Origin of the sequence: Microbulbifer agarilyticus S89, from assembly GCF_000220505.1 — a bacterium.
GTDB lineage: Bacteria > Pseudomonadota > Gammaproteobacteria > Pseudomonadales > Cellvibrionaceae > Microbulbifer > Microbulbifer agarilyticus_B.
In genome coordinates this window covers 16,940-33,853 of sequence record NZ_AFPJ01000035.1, presented here as the reverse complement: position 1 = coordinate 33,853, position 16,914 = coordinate 16,940, and the positions used below count along the sequence as shown (strand labels likewise).

Here is a 16,914-nt window from a genome sequence, read left to right as displayed (position 1 = left end):
GAGAACCAGTACCGAGGCGAGGGTTTTCCAGCTACGGCCATGGATACCACTATTGGCAGCGTCGAAACGACGGGCGATCGTCCTTGAAGTCATCACTTTCTCCTGATGCGTTCACGGGTCGCAACGACAGCGCTGCGACCCGTGTGTTCCTTGTCTGTTCGACAGCGATAGCGGCCCTAGGTTTAACAGCTGGGCGTGTTTCCATGCCACTTTTGCCTAGTCTGTTTGCTCCGCTCTCACTTACCTCGATACATCAGTCGAACACTGTTTATTTCCTTTCTGCCTGCAGATCCGGTCTGTTCGGGCCGCGGAAAATGCGTAGCCAGTGTGCTAGTCGAAGACAAATCGCTGGACAATGCCTTTTGTTTCCACCGGCTCACCATCTTCGAAACGGGGGCGGAATTTAGCGCGCTTCAGTACATTGCGAACCCGCGAACGGATGCTTACCTTGTCTTCCGGCTGGGCACTGAGAATGCGAATGTTGCGCGCCTTGCCAAAAGCGGTGACGTCGTAAGATACGGTCACATAGGCATTCGCCAGTGCCTCGCGATCCTCATCGAGCAGGGGCAGGCTAGGCAGGGCCGCCGGCCGCCCGAAAATTTCATCGATCTCCTGGTTGGTCGCGCCGTTATCCCAGAGTGCGTGGTAGGCCTCGCCGTAGGTCTTGCGCGCCGAGTGCCACTTGTTGAAGAGCATGTACCAGTCTCCCAATTCCACCTTGGCCTTGGCAGAGGCGGCCGGTGGCGAGGCCGGGTTTTTCTGGTACACATCCATGATCTTGGTGATCGCAGTTTTTCCGGAGCTGAAACTATTCAAGCGATAGTGGTCCAGCTGTGCGCGGCGCTCATTCGACATGTTGCCACCAGCAAACCCGGTGTTGATCACGATGGCTTCTTGTGGCTCGCCGGAGTAAGTCGCCAGATAGTAGTTCGTGGCTTTCAAGCCGCGCAGGGCCTCGACCAGGCGTAAGTCATTCGCGCCAAAATTGTTCGAAATAATGTCCACTGCCAACGCATACAAATTTGTCGCATTAATCAGGTGCTCAAACATGGTTGCACCTTTCTCATCAATGTATGCCTGCAGGTGCCAGCTGCTGAGCTGATTGATGATGGGGAGCATGCGCGGATCGTTTTCCCCATAATTTTTTGCGTGAAGCCAGAACAGGTATTCGTGATTGTCGTTCGCGCCTTCCCATTCATTGAGCGCGATCTGGCTTTCGATGATACGTTCGATCATCGGCACCTGGTTGAGCGAGTAGAGCCCTTCATTCACACGGTTAATCAGCATCGCGCGGCGGAACTGTGAGATGGCTTCGGCATGCGCACCGTGGCGTTGCAATGCATGGCCCAACCCCATCAGCTGTTCATCAATGCCCGCACCATAGGCGCCATGCTCGGCTTCCATGTCCTCGATACGCTGGCGGTAGTCATCGATGGCCACTGACCGGCGAAGTCGCCGCTTAGGTTTCTCCAGTGGTTTTGATGCTGCCTCTATATAAGCCGTAGGTGGAGCCTTGGCATTGTCGAGAGCGGAGTTTTCTTCCGCCACAACAGAGCCACACAGCAGAGCTGAGGCTGTAAACATCAAGCCGATAGCAACTGCGTTGCTGATATCTGTCTGTGTCACGATTGAACCACTTCCATTACATGTTTTGCCTGACCCGAAGAATTTTGTGCAATACAAAATTCGACAAGCTCGATATCCGCGTGGCTACTTCCATCGTTGGCAGTCATGCAAACTTCTGCCGCCGACGACTCCGCGCGGAACTTCTCTCCCTGAAGTGTGGTTCGTGTTCTTTCCTGCCGGTTTCCCGGTGTGTTGTCGATGTCGACACTGGACTTTGGTGTCGCCGGAAAATCTTTTGCCAATCGTTGGCGATGGTTTTCCTTGCGTAGGGCGATAACCGTCCATGTGATTTCAGTATAGCCAAGTAAATTTCGTGCTTTGCCTCTTGGTGTAGGCTCGCGCGCCACTCGACTTTTACCACACAAATTGACGCGCATTGGACACGGCGCGAACTGGCTTTCGTACGCCGGTACCGTTATTTCGGATGTCGATTTTGGCGGTAATCGTCGAGGCAGGTTTTGTCTCGCGCCATGCATCCCATGCGTTGCGGAACCGTAGATAAAATTTGCTAAAAACAGTCTGGCATTGCGCGGCTGGCCGCGAGGCCACATTGAATTATCCCAGTGCCAATATTCGCCGGCATGGTGGAAGCCGGTGACGAAGTGTGTTGTTAGCCGACTGGGGTGGGCTCGGGTGTCAGCAACCAGGGCAGGGTGTCATCACGGTCAGCGCTTTCGCCCGAGGCGGGCTTTGCGCATGTTTGCGGGTTGGCCATCCTAAAGTTTATGTTTTTTGGCTCTTTCTGTTGCTTGATTTGCTGCTCTGTTGGTCTGGGGGTTTGGAATCTGGCCCGTTGCAGCCATAATTCGCAGGATTGACCGCACCAGAATCAGTGGGAGAGCTTTGTGAGCATAAAAATACAACCGGAAGCCATTGCCAGCCTACGTGGTTACGAGGTCCCTGAGCGACTGGGGTTCGGCACCGTGATGGCGCCAGTTATGTTTCGCGCCCGTTATCAGGATGGTCGCTGGAGTGACGGTGAGCTAGTGCCCTACGGACCGCTGGCGCTGGACCCGGCGTCCAAGGTCCTGCATTACGCGCAAACCTGTTTCGAGGGTATGAAAGCCTATCGCTGCGGCGGCGAGATCGGTCTGTTCAGGCCGGAGCGCAACGCGGAACGTATGGTGCACTCCGCCCGACGCCTATGCATGCCATCGGTGCCGGAAGACCTGTTTATGGATGCCGTGCGCACGGTGGTGTCCTACTGCGCAACACTCATCCCGGTGGGAACCGGTGAATCGCTTTATATTCGCCCGTTTTTAATTGGCACACAGCCAGACCTTTCGGTGACGGCCAGCAACGCGTATGAATTTTATGTGATCGCCAGTCCCTCTGAGGCCTATCACTCCGGCAATATGCGTCTTTGGGTTGAGCGGGAAGACAGCCGTGCGGCGGTCGGCGGCACTGGCGACGCCAAGGTGGGCGGGAATTATGCGGCCTCGTTGCTGAGTATCGCGCGTCTCAAGGAGCGTGGTTACGACCAGTCCCTTTGGTTGAATCCGGGCAACCGCCGCACCGTAGACGAACTGTCGGGCATGAATTTCTTTGCAGTGATGGATGGTGCCCTGCACACTCCCGCGCTAAACGGCTCCATTCTGGAAGGTGTAACCCGCGACTCGATGTTGACCCTGGCGCGGGACCTCGGGATCGAAGTGCATGAGCGGGAAATCGATATAGATGACTTGCTCGCGCTGGTCGCCTCGGGCACCTGTAGCGAAGCATTTGCGTGTGGTACTGCAGCGATTGTGAGCCCAATTAGCGAGCTCGGAGACAGTGAAAACCGTTACCGCCTGGCCAGCGCACCAGGCCCCGTGGCGAGCCAATTGCGCGCGGCGCTGCTGGATATTCAGGAGGGGCGTGCAGAAGATCGTTTTGGTTGGATGCAAATGGTGCAAACGGCCAGCTTGTGACGCGTATTTACACTTTGATGTGATGCGCCGGGCGTACGGCTTCACTACGTGGTTGATAATGGCGCCGAAAATTTCGCTTCGAGTGTTTCGGTAGCACTATTCAGGATGCGGTTGTTTCCAAGGGGAACGACCGCATTTTTATTTGCGGGAAATACAGGTGCTCCGTTGACTTGCATGACGGAGGTGTTACAACAACAACGTGCCTGCATTAAACAGGCGCGATGAAATATGCCGGCACGCATGGCGATGGGCAATGTGCCGGGAAAAATAAGAAACTGGAACTGTTGGGAAAGGCCTTTGGCGGTATCCCTCACTTTGATAAGTAGTATCCAGATCAAATTGAGACACAGGAGTCGAATTGCGTCTGTGACTCCCTGAAAGGCTCTCCCCTGCGGCCACAAGCCGTGTGGTTCCTCGTGAGTGAGGAGAATGGGAATGCTGAATCATCTCTACGGCCTGATGGTACAACCGCGCAGGCAGTGGCAGGAAATTGCCGGTTTATCCGAAAAAGGGGTCAACCGTCAGATTCCTTACGTCATTATCCTGGCGCTGGTGCCCGCGCTGTGCTGGTACTTCGGTACGACCGAAATTGGCTGGAACATCGGCGGCAACGGCGAAGTCCGTACGCTAACCAGCAATAGCGCACTTTCTCTGGTGGCCGTGTTCTACGTCACCATGATCCTGGCGGTGGTCGCCGTCGGCTATTTTATTCACTGGATGGCGAAAACCTACGGTGCGAAAACCCACCCCATGAAAGGGATCGTGGTCGCCGGGTTTACGGCGACACCAATTTTTGTTGCCGGCGCGGCAGGCCTGTATCCCATCTTGTGGTTGGATATCCTGGTTGCGACACTGGCGGTGGCTTATGCCGTGTACCTACTGTACGTGGGTATCCCCATCGTGATGAATGTCTCCGAGGAGCGCGGGTTTCTGTTTGCCAGCGCGGTGGTTACCGTGTGCCTGGTAATGGTCGTGGTGGTGATGGTCGGGACGGTGCTCTTCTGGAGCTTTGTTGCCGCCCCTGTGTTCCGCTGATCTGTACGCCTCCCCTGAAGCCCGGATTGTGTATCCGGGCTCTCAGGCCCATTCCCTCCCTCTCGTCTCTCATCTTTCATTTCTCTCCTCTTTCATCTCCCATCTTTCGTCTATCTCTTCTAGACCTGCCGGTCGCAAATCCACTGGTTAAATTGAGACGAAGTTCCATTTCCTGAATTGCCCGCTGGCTGGCGAGCAGATAGTATCCGGGCAAGGGTCTTTGACGTGCTTTGTACCCTGTAATTGGTACAGGCGTACCAATTAAGAATGGAAAGTAAGCTTTGGTCACGAATGGGGTGGGCCTTGCCGGTGCTGCGGTGTGCGCATTATCGCGCGGCAAGGGTTTCGTACCGGAATCCCGTGGGCAACAGATCAATACGAATAAAAATGTTTGGAGAGAATATGAAGACATCGGCTAAGTTTGGCGCGCTCCTGTTGGCAGCACTGGCCACCGCCTGTTCGCAAAAAGAGGAAGCCGGCACTGCCAACACCGCAGCTGCGGATGATGCGGCGCAATTTCAAAAGCAGTTGCTGAAGCAGCTGATCCAAGCGCAGCCTGGTGATGTCATCGAAATCCCGGAAGGGCGCTATGCACTGAACCGCAGCCTGTCACTGAACGTCGACGGCGTTACTATCCGCGGTGCGGGCATGGATAAAACCATTCTTTCCTTTAAAGACCAGATCCAGGGCGCCGAGGGCCTGCTGGTCAACGCCAGTAACTTCACAATTGAAGACCTGGCCATTGAAGACACCATCGGTGATGCGCTGAAGGTAAATGAAGGCAAGAATATTGTTATCCGCGATATTCGCGTTGAGTGGACCAATGGCCCGTCCACCGAAAATGGTGCCTACGGTATCTACCCGGTTCAGACCGAAAATACCCTGGTTGAAGGCACCGTGGCGATCGGCGCATCGGACGCTGGTATTTATGTAGGCCAGAGCCGCAACGTGATCGTGCGCAACAACCGTGCGGAATTCAATGTTGCGGGTATCGAGATTGAAAACACCATTGGCGCGGACGTTTATGACAACGTAGCGACCAATAACACCGGTGGTATCCTGGTTTTCAATATGCCGAACCTGCCACAGCCGGGCCACAGTACCCGTGTTTACAACAATAAGATCTTCAAAAACAACTACGAGAACTTTGGCCATGAGGGTACGCCGGTTGCCGCTATCCCTGCGGGTTCCGGTGTGGTGATCAATTCCAACGACTTCGTGGAAATTTTTAGCAACGAGATCTCCGATAACGACACCGCTAACGTGATCGTCAGCAGTTACTACGCGGCGGGCTACTACAGCGACAAGTCTACCCAGGAGGACTTCGATCCATACCCGGAAGGCATCTATATCTACGACAACACCTTTACCGGTGGCGGTGAGTCCCCGGACGATCTGCAGTTGAAAGCCCTAAAAGTTGCCAAGTTTGGTCTCACCGGCAGCCTCCCGGACGTATTGTGGGATGGTGCCATCGACAAGAACAAGCTGGTGGATGGCAAGCTGCCGGAAAACCTGAAGCTGTGTATCGATAACGGTGAAGCCGGCATTATCAATGTCGACCTTCAGGGTGGCTTCAAAAATATCTCCACCGATATTGCGGCGCACAGCTGCAGCTTGAAGAAACTACCCCAGGTAGTTTTGGATTTTGACAAAGAAAAGGAACCCTCTCAGGATGAGCAACACGCAGCGAATGAGGTAGCCGATGCGTAAGCTGTTTTCATCCAGGTTATTTGGGGGTGCGGTACTGGCCCTCATGCTTGCGGGGTGTGAAGCACCTCGTGAGCAGGTAACAGTACACGAACGTAACGCTGTTCCGGATAACCTGAGCGAGTGGCACCTGGTCGAGGCGATCGACGGTAAGTTGTCATTGAATGATCGGGTTGTACCCTATGACTTGAATACCGCGCTGTTTACCGACTACGCGCACAAGCTGCGCACGGTGTGGATGCCCGAAGGCACCTCTGCAGAATACGGTGAAGCGGAGTTCGACTACCCGGTAGGCACCATCATCAGCAAAACCTTCTACTACCCCCGGGGTGAAGGTGGTGCGGTGGTGCGTACCGACGATCACAGCAATGACTTTGCCGGATCTGGCCTCGACCTCTCCAAGGTACAGCTCGTTGAAACCCGCGTGCTGGTGAAGCGCGCGGATGGCTGGCAAGCGCTGCCATACGTATGGAACGAAGCCCAGACCGATGCCGTACTCGAGATTGCCGGCGACGCCACGCGTATGCAGCTGGTCAGTGAGGACGGTAGCCAGGAAACCTTTACCTACGTGGTGCCAGATGCAAACCAGTGTGCCGGTTGCCATGCGGACAACCACTCACAAAAAGCGGTACGCCCCATTGGCCCGCGTGCCCGTCACCTGAACAAGGACTACGTGTACCGCGAGAGCCCGATTCAGGACGGAGCCCAGAACCAGTTGGTGTACTGGCAGCAAATGGGTTTCCTCACGGGGTTGCCGGAACTGGCGGCAGTGCCGCGCAACGTGAACTACCAAGAGGAAAGCGCCTCTCTGGAAGAGCGCGCACGTTCCTACCTGGATATTAACTGTGGCCACTGCCATAACCCGAGTGGCCCGGCGGACACCTCCGGCCTGATGCTCAATATCGCAGAGCACGATATGCGCCGCCTGGGTGTGTGCAAGCCGCCAGTGGCAGCGGGTACCGGTTCTGGTGATCGTCTGTTTGCGATCGTGCCTGGCAGTCCGTCCGACTCCATCCTCAACTTCCGTGTGGAATCCACCGACCCTGGTGCGATGATGCCGGAATTAGGGCGCAGCCTGGTCCACGAAGAAGGAACCGCGCTGCTGAAAGAGTGGATTGCGTCGATGCCGGGTAATTGCAGCTGAGTGCACCCAGCCGCTAACGCAGTAAACAAAAAAAGGCGACGGTTTTCACCGTCGCCTTTTTTGTTTGTGTCCGCTTTTTGTTTGTGCCTGTTTTTGTCTGTATCCGGTTTTCTTGCGGTGCAATCGTGATCGAAACTAGTGGGCGCTTACGAGATGGTCGGTCGGTGTCGCGATCCACTGGCTGAATTGTGGATACAGGGTGTCGAGCAGTTGCCCGGTTTCCTGTTCGCCCTTGCGCCGCTCGTAGTCCTCAAGTAGTGCCACGTAGGTGCGGAAGCGCGCCTGTATTTTACGCACATAGTCGAAGGGTTCCTGCCCGCGGGCGTATCCATAACGCGCCTTTTCATAATATTTTTTCTCCGACAGCAACAGCATGGCATTCTCCACATTGTCGAACCATACGTTGCGATCCCAGCCTTTTTCCTCCGCCAGATCCTGTGCGTCATAGACGTGGCCAAGGCCTGCATTGTAAGACGCCAGGGTAAACCACATCATGTTTTCCGGGCTAATGCCTTTGTCTTCAAACTTGCGGTGCAGCCACTCGAGGTACTTTAAGCCGGCCCGAACACTGGTCTCCGGGTCGAACAGGTTCTTCTCACCCACCTGCTTGCCGGTGTCGGGCATTACCTGCATCAGGCCTCGTGCACCCACCCAGGACTTGGCCTTGGGATTGAAGGTGCTCTCCTGGTACATTTGTGCCACGATCAAGCGCCAGTCAAAATCGTACTCGTCGGAGTATTTTTTTACATACTCATCGAATGGCGAGATATTGCCCTCGGCATTCAGCTCATTGATCTCTGGGCGTGTCCGTTTCGGTGAGTCAAAGTACTTGTTGTAAAGTATCGCTATTTTCTTTTGTGTCCCCTTGCTATCGAAGAACTTTTCCACCGCTTTGAGTAGTTTCGGGTTGTTCTCTCTTACCATCCATGCGTACACGTTGTCATCGATATGTAAATCGATCAGGGCATCGATGTTCTTGCGCCAGGTATGCTCAAGTTTGACCGACACATGATCGGCTATCGCGAGGTCCCACTCGCCATCGGCGACCTTGTCGATAATTTGCTGGATGTTGAGCTCCTCCGGGGCCAGTTCTATTTTCACCCCCGGTACTTTTTTCTGGAGCTCTAGCGCGATCTCATAGTGGTTCGCCGACTTGCGTACATAAATGGTTCTGCCATCAAGTTCTTCGATACTGTCGATATTGTCGTCATCCTGCCCGACCACGACGACCCGCTCCTTCATGTAGGGGCGGCCAAAGTCCATACCGCTGTTATCGCGGCGTTCGGTGACGGACAGCAGGCTTGCGGCAATGTCTGCCTTGCCGTCTTTCAGAAAGGTCAAAAGGTCTGCATGGGTGGGAGCGACCACGATTTCGAGACGGAGGTCTTCTTTTTTGGCAAAATCCTGGGCAAGTTCAAATTCGAACCCGAGAATGCGACCTTTCCACATATAGTAGGTTCCGGGATGGTTGCGTGTGACAACCCGGATATAGCCTCGCTCGCGGATTTCATCGAGATCAGCCACCGAGCGCTTGACGACACGGGTGAGCATACTGTCGCGCACAAACTTGTTGATTTCCTCAAGCAGTTCCGGGGACTGTTTACGCACTGCCCAGGCCAGTTGCAGTTCCTTGGGAAACACATAGTTGGCCTTTACGTTGTCCTTGAACTGGGTGACCAGGTCGAAGGTCTGCTGTTCAACGATGGTGAGGTCGAGGTTTTCTTCGGCAACATCAACCATTAACTCAACATAGTTTTTCTCGACTACTTCGAGTTTCAGGCCTGGATATTGTTCCAAGAGTTTGCGGGCCAGCGGTTCAAACACGGTCCCCTTGGTGACGCGAATGGTTTTGCCGTCGAAGATCTTCTCGCCATCTTCCCCTTCCTTGGCGTCCGGGACATCGGTACGTGACACCAGTATCAATTGGGTGTCGTCGGTGGGAGTGGAGAAGTTCACGATTTCTTTGCGGGCGTCAGTAATGACCATATTGTTGGCGATGATGTCGCCTTTGCCACTATTAAGCAGCGGCATCAGTTGGTCAAAGTTTTCCGCATACAGAACCACAGGCTCCAGGCCGAGGCCGCGGGCAAACCGTTTCGCCTCCTCCAGCTCGATATCTTGCTGGGTGGCCTCACGGTGGAGCGTATCGACGTTGGAGATATCCACTAGGATGCGCAGTATGCCGCGCTTTTTGATGGCTTCGAGATCGCCGGTTTCCTCATAATTTTTATAGGCGTTAATGGGGTACTCCCCAGAAGTTTCTGGGCGCCAGTTTGCTTCCGGGCGAAGGTCGCCCTTGTCCGCAGGCCTGAGCGGCTCTTCGGCGTCGTCTGGTTGCTGTTGTGCTTGGTCTGCGGCAGCCGTGTCCGCTCCATCTTCGCTACGGTCACTATCATTGTCATTGTCACTGTCACTGTCACTGTCACTGTCACTGGCCGCAGCTTCCGCGCTTTGGCCTTGTTCCGCTGGCGCGACGCTATGCTTCCCGCCCTTGTCCGTTCCACCATCAGCATCGTCCTGGCGGTTGCATGCCGAGGTGAGCAGTAGCAACAACACAGCAAAACAAATCGTTACCGCACGATGCGGGAAATACTTACTCGAAGGGCGGGCAGACAGCAGTTCCATGACCATGCATCTAACACTTCCAATGACGTCTTTATCAGTCTAGCTCGTCCTCAGGGCGTGGCTTGGATGGCGGTCAAATCGGCGGTTGTTGGAGTAGGGTAGCGGTGAGGGGGAAGGTTCTGAGGGCTGGGGAGTTGGGGGCTGGGGAGTTGAGGGCTGGAGAGAGCCGTTTTGCAGGTGACGGCCGCCACCTGCAAATTGCGCGGGAGGGTCAGGATTACGCGAATTGTGGGCGTGCGGTGTGCGCTGCTGCCGCGGTCGCCTGAGCCGGAATAAGGCGCTTCACCATCAAGGAGACCGCGCGTTCGAGCAGCGGTGAGTCCACCGCGATAGCGCCATTCAACACCTGGAATTCCAGGTTCAGGATGGTGCCATATACGATTTGGGCGGCGGCCAGTGGGTCAGTGAGTTGCAGCAACTCAAAGAATTCCACGATGAGATTTTCAATCGACTGGCTGGCCATGCGCACGGCGCGGGTGAGCTGCGGGTTGCGCAGGGCTTCATTCTTAAAGGCCAGCTCAATGATGCGGTTGTCGCGACTGGCTACCTGGGTGCGTATATGGGCAAGCACGAAGCGGGTCAGCTGTTGTGTCAGCTGTCGGCGGCCTTCTGGAGAGTGCAGTTGCTCACTGGGGAGCTGGCGCACGGCAGCGAAGCTTTCCTCCTGCAGCGACCGTGTTTCATCAATATTTTTTTCGACGAAATAGGTGAAGGCGTCACTGATCAGGTCGTTGAGGTCTTTGAAGTAATAGGTGGTTGCAGCGAGAGGGACCTCCGCTTCTTTGGCAACGGCACGATGGCGAATACCACGGATGCCTTCTTTGACGATAAGGCGCAAAGTGCCTTCCAAAATTGCTTTACGGCGTTGGCGGCTATCGGCGCGTTGCGCGCGACGGCCTTGGTAAACCAGTTCAGACTTTCCGTTGTCTAAAGTCATGGTTGTGCGACTTCCTTTGCAATAGGGGGCAAAAAGCTATTGGAAATCAGGTAATGCGTAATCCAGATGAAAATAGCGTGATTAATCAAGAGTGGGCTGCGTTGCCTGTTCACTGTCTCTGGTCCCGGGTTGAGTCGGTCTTATTGTTGTTTATCTTGAGAGTCTAACGAAAAGTACTTCGTTGAATCTACGCTTAGGTTTGACCGCTCAGACGCATATCGGACGTGCGCGCTATTTTAGCGATGAAATATCGCTTGGCTAGCGGCAAATCAATGTTTGTGAAAAAAATCCCATTACCAGTACTTACACTGCTTGTTTGTCGAAGGATGCTTCGGAATGTACTGAATGATACTTCGGAATCTAGCGTAAATTGCCGTTACAACTTGTACTTGTGTACCGCAACAGGAATTAACGTGGAGGTGCAGTCGAGGCCACTCGCATTCATTCGCCGGATCGATAGTCGGATTTCGTTTGGGGAATACACAACAAAAAAGCCGGCGATTTGCCGGCTTTTTTTGTTGTGCCTCCACAGGGGGAATTTTTTATTTTTCGTCGCGCTGTTGTTGCGCAAAAATTATTTCTGGGAAAAATTTTCAGGAAGCTTTCTCGGCAGTCTTCTCGGGCATTTTCTCGGGAGCTTTTTTGAGCGCTTTTTAGGAAATTTTTCCGGTGGTGCGCACCCGCTTGCTGCCACTGACAATTCTGGTGTTGGCTTTTTGGCGACGCTCAATATTTGCATCGATGGCGTTTTTGGCAGCGATCAAAAGGCCGGTAACCAGGAAGGCGCCGGGGGGGAGCACCGCAACCAGGAAGCCGGAATAGTCCTGCCCCAGTATGGGTAGTGTCCAGTTTGCGGCCATGGGGCCGAGCAATAAGTCCATGTCACTGAATAGGGTGCCCTGACCGATAATTTCCCGCACCGCACCAATCACAATCAGTACCGCACTGAAGCCCAGCCCCATCATCAGGCCATCCACCAGTGAGGGCAACACCGGGTTTTTACTGGCGAAGGCATCGGCGCGGCCGAGGATGGCACAGTTGGTCACGATCAGCGGAATAAAAATACCGAGGACCAGGTACAGCTCGTAGGTGAACGCCTTCATCAGCAACTCGGCGCAGGTTACGAAGGTGGCGATGATCATGACCGAGGCGGGCAGGCGTACCGTCTCGGGCATTTGGTGGCGCACCAGTGATACCGCCAGATTGGAGCAGGCCAGTACTGCGGTAGTGGCGAGCCCGAGGCCGATGGCGTTCACCACGGACCCGGTCACAGCCAATAGCGGGCACAGGCCCAGTAGCTGGACCAGCGCGGGGTTGTTTTTCCACAAGCCGTTGTGGGAGATTTCCGAATAATCCGGGGTGGCCATCAGTTTTGCTCTCCCTTGGGTGGCTCTTGCGTATTCTCGGGTTGTTGGACCTCAACCGCACGTTTGGAGACCGGTGCACTGAAAATTGCCTGCTGGTGCTGGGCGACAAAGTCGAGGACCGTACGCACCTGATTTACCACCGCCCGCGGTGTGATAGTAGCGCCGGTAAACTGGTCAAAGGCACCGCCGTCTTTTTCGACCTTCCACTGCTCGCGTGTGGGGTCGCTCAGAGAGCGGCCGCTGAACGACAGGATCCAGTCACTCTTCTTGATTTCGACCTTGTCGCCGAGGCCCGGTGTTTCCGCATGGTTGGTAACCCGTACCCCGGCAATGGTGCCGTCGCGGTTGACCCCAACCAGCATTTGAATGGGGCCGGAATAACCGTCCGGTGCCACGGTGGGAATAATGACGGCATCGATGGTGCCGTCGGTTTCCCGCGCTAAGTTTATGTCTCCCCCTTCTTTCAGCCCGAGCATTGCCCAGTACTGTTTGGGAATGGGGTAGGTGTCCACCAGCAGGTCATTGCTGTGACGCTCAATGGGGATGATTTCCAGCAGCGCCTTGGCGGATGCCTCGCGGATGGCGCGCTCGATAGGCTCTTTGGTGGTGATCTGGGTGATCGCCAGGGTGCCGGCGGTCACCAGAGCGAACAGCGCGAGGACAGCCGCGTTCTTACCGATGGAGCGTTTCAGCATCACTGTTCCTCCAGATCGGTGGCCTTGCGCGCGGCCTTGTGGCCATAGGTGCGGGGCAGGGTGTAGTTATCAATAAACGGTGCGGCGAAGTTCATCAGTAGCACCGCAAATGCCACCGCGTCCGGGTAGGCCCCCCAGGCACGGATTACAAACACCAGGATGCCGACACCGGCACCAAAGATCAGGCGGCCCTTGTTGCTGGTACAGCCGCTCACCGGGTCGGTAATGATAAAGAAGGCTCCGAGCATGGTGGCACCGGAGAACAGGTGCAGCATGGGAGAGCCCTCACTCAGGGAGCTGCCGCCATCGTAGAAGACAATGGAGAGTGCGCTCAGGGTCACCAGCATGGCTACCGGGGCATGCCAGGTGATCAGGCGGCGAAACAGCAGGAACAGGCCGCCCAGCAGGAAGCCGAAGTTGGCCATTTCCCAGCCCAGGCCAGCGACACTGCCTTTACTGAACGTTGGCTCCATTTCGTAGAGCTGGGCGAGGATAGTGGACTCATTGTGGCGCACGATTTCCAGCGGCGTGGCACGGGTGAACCCATCCACATTCATGTTGCCGAAAATCAGCGCAAAGGTTTCACCCAGGTCCGGTGTACCCTGAATCAGTTCAGAAGCACCAACCCAGCGCGTCATTTCCACCGGGAAGCTGATCAGCAGCACTACATAGCCGACCATCGCCGGGTTGAACGGGTTGTAGCCCATACCGCCGTAGAGCTGTTTGGCCAGCAGGATGGCGCTCAGGCTGCCAATCACCGGTACCCACCAGGGGCAGTAGGGCGGCAGGGCGATACCCAATAGCACGGCCGTGAGCAATGCGCTGTTGTCTTTCAGGTAAAAGCCCACGGGACGATTGCGCAGCCGCATCACGGCCGCTTCGGTGAGCCATGCGGTGGCGATACACAGGGCGATATTGAACAGCACACCGGGGCCGAAGTAGACCACCAGTGCCAGCACACCGGGAATGGTCGCAGCGGCCACCGTGGCCATGACCTTCGTGGTGCTCTGGCCGGAGTGGGCGTGGGGAGATGTGATTCGCATCAGGGACATGAGAGTTCTCGTCTTGCGCCCGGCGTTACTCGCCGGAACCCTGCTGGGCCAGCTTTTCCTGTAGCTTGGCCTGCATTTTTTCCAGTGCGGCTTCAAAGGCGCCGGTGTTCGGATCGTCTTCGCTGCGCGCCTTTGTCAGCCGCGCCTCCGCCTTTTCCACGCGTTTTTTCAGTGCCTCGATCTCCGACGCGAGTTTTTCTTCAGGGCTCATGCTGGCACGGGCCGCGGCTGCGGCCTTGGCGCGCTCGATGGCGGCGCCTGCGGCAGAGGAGGAGGCGCTGGCCACGGTCAGCTTGTCCTCGGTGATCGATGGCTCGGTATTTTCACCAGTGGGCTGGCCCTGCTCCTTCTCCGGTGCGGGGGCAGTGGCCTGCAGCTTTTCCGCTTCCGCCAGCTTGTCGCGGGCTTCCTGCAGTTTCAGTTGGGCAGTTTTCAGCTGTGCTTCCAGCTGTGCCTGCTGCGCTGCTTCCGCATCGGCGAGCTTCTGCTGCATGCGCTCCACCCGGTGCTCGGCACTGGTGAGGGTGCGCTGGGCGCGCGCCAGTTGCTGTTCCGGCGTGGCCTGTTTGGCTTTTACCCGCGCGAGTGCCGCGGCGACAACGTCCGACTCCTGCTTGGCGGCCTGGGCCTCGGGGCTGCTGGCGTCCTGTTCGCGCTTTTTACGCGCTTCTTCCGCCGCTTTCTTGCGTGCCAGGCGCTTGGCTTCTTTTTCCTGCTCGGCTTTTTCCAGGCGCAGCTTGCGGTACTCGAAACGCTCGCGGGCGCGGTCCGCTTTTTCTTTTTCTTCGCGGGCAGCGCGGATATCGCCCTTGGCCGCACGGTAGTACTGCACCAGCGGAATGCTGGATGGACATACGTAGGAGCAGGCGCCGCATTCGATACAGTCAAATAGGTTGTAGGCCTGTAGCTTTTCCCGGTCTTCCGCGCGGGCATACCAGTACAGCTGCTGTGGCAGTAGGCTCGCTGGGCAGGCCTCGGCACACAGGCCACAGCGAATGCACGCCTGTGCCGGCGGCGGCGGCGGTAACTCTTTGTCCGTGGGGGCGAGGATACAGTTGGTGGTTTTGACCACCGGTGAGGCTTCGTCCTCGATGGTGTAGCCCATCATTGGGCCGCCAATCACAATGCGCTGCAGCACACTGCGGTCGATGCCATGGTTTTCCAGAATGTGCTGGATAGGCGTGCCAACGGGAACCTCAATATTACGCTGGCGGCTTAGGGACTCGCCCACCACGGTAGTGACACGACTGATGAGTGGCTCACCCAGGGTGATGGCACGGTAAACGGCACGCGCGGTGCCCACGTTCTGGCACACGATGCCAACATTCGCCGGCAGGCCCTCGTTGGGCACTTCGCGCCCGGTGAGGATTTCGATCAGCTGCTTTTCGCCACCGGAGGGGTATTTGGTGGGGAAGGTCACCACATGGAAGCGTGTGCCCTCGGCCGCCCGCTGCATGGCCTTGATCGCCTCGGGCTTGTTGTTCTCGATGCCGATCAGTACCCGTTCTGGCTGCTCCAGCAGGTGAGCAAGTATTTCCACACCCCCGATAATCTCGTCGGCGCGCTCGCGCATCAGCATATCGTCGGCGGTGATATAGGGCTCGCACTCGGTACCATTGATGATCAGGGTGTCTATCTCGGCACCACCGCGCGGGTTCAGTTTTACCGCGGTGGGGAAGCCCGCGCCGCCCATACCGGCGATGCCACATTCGCGAATCTGCTCGAGCAGGTCGTCGACATCGTGGCTCTGGTAGTCCTCCACCGGAGTCAGCGCACACCACTCGTCGCGACCATCGCTGCGGATCTGGATACAGTCCGCCACCATGCCCGAGGCATGGGGTACCGCCATCGGTTCGATCGCAACCACCTTGCCGGACGTAGGCGCGTGTACCGGGCAGCTGACCGGGCCGTCCGCCTCGGCAATCTTCTGCCCTTTCAACACCTCATCGCCCAGCTTCACCAGCGGAATGGCAGTGCCGCCAATATGCTGGTTCAACGGCACAATGAGATCCTCCGCCAGCGGGATGCTGCCGATCGGCTCGCCGGTGGACTGGTGTTTGTTTTCTGGCGGGTGCACACCGCCGTGGAAATCGTTGATCTTTAGTTCACGGGACAGGTCCCGGGCCTTGGAGCTGGCGATCAGGTGCGCTTCCCGGGCCGCGCGGCGCTCGCTGGCGCTCAGTCTTTCATCTGTTTGGCTCATGCTGCACTCCGGTCGTCTCTGTGCAGGTCGGGTCTGTCGCTGGCGATTAGCAGCACTCCGTCTGTGGGTTTGTTCGGATGCCACTGCTGCAGGCTAGATTCCAGCGGCACCATATCGATACAGTCCACGGGGCAGGGCTCTACACACAGGTCGCAGCCGGTGCATTCGTCCACGATCACCGTGTGCATTTGTTTGGCGGCGCCGACAATCGCGTCAACCGGGCAGGCCTGGATGCACTTGGTACAGCCGATACACTCCGCTTCGCGGATAAACGCCACTTTCTTGACGTCTTCGGTGCCGTGCTCGGCATCCAGCGGGGTGGCTTCCACATCCAGCAGGTTGGCCAGCTCGTTGATGGTGGCCTGGCCACCGGGGGGGCATTTGTTGATCGCCTCGCCATTGGCGATGGCTTCGGCGTAGGGGCGGCAACCGGGGTGGCCGCATTGGCCGCACTGGGTTTGCGGTAATAGCGCGTCGATCTGGTCGACAATGGGGTCGCCCTCAACCTTGAAGCGCACCGCGGCGAAGCCCAGCAGGGCGCCAAATACCAGGGCCATGCCGCCAAGGACCAGCAGGGGCGTGGATACTTCAGACAGCCATTCCATAGTCGCCT

The 16,914-nt window shown here is 56.6% G+C and carries 13 protein-coding genes; 4 read left to right on the top strand and 9 right to left on the bottom strand.

What is annotated here, in order from left to right:
- Nucleotides 1-330: 330 nt before the first annotated feature.
- Both AS89_RS0110850 and AS89_RS18685 read right to left on the bottom strand, forming a co-directional pair.
- Nucleotides 331-1,626, bottom strand: coding sequence for a hypothetical protein (locus tag AS89_RS0110850; protein WP_010132645.1), 1,296 nt, complete (start codon nucleotides 1,624-1,626; stop codon nucleotides 331-333).
- A complete protein-coding gene (locus AS89_RS18685; RefSeq protein ID WP_138976393.1) occupies nucleotides 1,623-2,177 on the bottom strand; it encodes a hypothetical protein in 555 nt (184 codons plus the stop codon). Before AS89_RS18685 ends, AS89_RS0110850 begins: the two co-directional genes overlap by 4 nt.
- A 294-nt stretch (nucleotides 2,178-2,471) precedes the next feature.
- Here AS89_RS18685 and AS89_RS0110840 point away from each other — a divergent pair, with 294 nt between their 5' ends.
- The 4 genes from AS89_RS0110840 (at nucleotide 2,472) to AS89_RS0110825 (ending at nucleotide 7,422) form a co-directional block, all read left to right on the top strand.
- Complete coding sequence (locus AS89_RS0110840; RefSeq protein WP_010132644.1) at nucleotides 2,472-3,536, top strand: branched-chain amino acid aminotransferase; 1,065 nt, start codon at nucleotides 2,472-2,474, stop codon at nucleotides 3,534-3,536.
- Between the two features lie 435 nt (nucleotides 3,537-3,971).
- Complete coding sequence (locus tag AS89_RS0110835; RefSeq protein ID WP_010132643.1) at nucleotides 3,972-4,571, top strand: Yip1 family protein; 600 nt, start codon at nucleotides 3,972-3,974, stop codon at nucleotides 4,569-4,571.
- 402 nt (nucleotides 4,572-4,973) lie between these two features.
- Nucleotides 4,974-6,281 carry a parallel beta-helix domain-containing protein gene (locus AS89_RS0110830; protein WP_033230338.1) on the top strand — a complete coding sequence of 436 codons (1,308 nt, stop codon included), beginning with the start codon at nucleotides 4,974-4,976 and terminating at the stop codon, nucleotides 6,279-6,281.
- Nucleotides 6,274-7,422 (top strand): SO2930 family diheme c-type cytochrome, encoded by a 1,149-nt coding sequence (locus AS89_RS0110825; protein WP_010132640.1) that lies wholly within the window; start codon nucleotides 6,274-6,276, stop codon nucleotides 7,420-7,422. The genes AS89_RS0110830 and AS89_RS0110825 overlap by 8 nt, the downstream gene beginning before the upstream one ends.
- A gap of 135 nt (nucleotides 7,423-7,557) precedes the next feature.
- Here AS89_RS0110825 and AS89_RS0110820 read toward each other — a convergent pair whose 3' ends face one another.
- From AS89_RS0110820 to rsxB, 7 genes are all read right to left on the bottom strand, one after another.
- The gene (locus AS89_RS0110820; RefSeq protein ID WP_010132639.1) at nucleotides 7,558-10,053 is read right to left on the bottom strand and encodes a transporter substrate-binding domain-containing protein; all 2,496 of its coding nucleotides are present in this window, start codon (nucleotides 10,051-10,053) and stop codon (nucleotides 7,558-7,560) included.
- Between the two features lie 211 nt (nucleotides 10,054-10,264).
- Complete coding sequence (locus tag AS89_RS0110815; RefSeq protein ID WP_010132638.1) at nucleotides 10,265-10,984, bottom strand: TetR/AcrR family transcriptional regulator; 720 nt, start codon at nucleotides 10,982-10,984, stop codon at nucleotides 10,265-10,267.
- A 653-nt stretch (nucleotides 10,985-11,637) separates the two neighbouring features.
- Nucleotides 11,638-12,351: an electron transport complex subunit E gene (locus AS89_RS0110810; protein ID WP_010132636.1), complete on the bottom strand. Its 714-nt coding sequence runs from the start codon at nucleotides 12,349-12,351 to the stop codon at nucleotides 11,638-11,640.
- Nucleotides 12,351-13,046 (bottom strand): electron transport complex subunit RsxG, encoded by a 696-nt coding sequence (rsxG, locus tag AS89_RS0110805; RefSeq protein WP_010132635.1) that lies wholly within the window; start codon nucleotides 13,044-13,046, stop codon nucleotides 12,351-12,353. Before rsxG ends, AS89_RS0110810 begins: the two co-directional genes overlap by 1 nt.
- Complete coding sequence (gene rsxD / locus AS89_RS0110800; protein WP_010132634.1) at nucleotides 13,046-14,098, bottom strand: electron transport complex subunit RsxD; 1,053 nt, start codon at nucleotides 14,096-14,098, stop codon at nucleotides 13,046-13,048. The genes rsxG and rsxD overlap by 1 nt, the downstream gene beginning before the upstream one ends.
- A gap of 25 nt (nucleotides 14,099-14,123) precedes the next feature.
- Nucleotides 14,124-16,301, bottom strand: coding sequence for an electron transport complex subunit RsxC (rsxC, locus tag AS89_RS0110795; protein WP_010132633.1), 2,178 nt, complete (start codon nucleotides 16,299-16,301; stop codon nucleotides 14,124-14,126).
- Nucleotides 16,298-16,906, bottom strand: a complete 609-nt coding sequence (gene rsxB / locus AS89_RS0110790) for an electron transport complex subunit RsxB (protein WP_010132631.1) — start codon at nucleotides 16,904-16,906, stop codon at nucleotides 16,298-16,300. Before rsxB ends, rsxC begins: the two co-directional genes overlap by 4 nt.
- Between the last annotated feature and the right edge of the window lie 8 nt (nucleotides 16,907-16,914).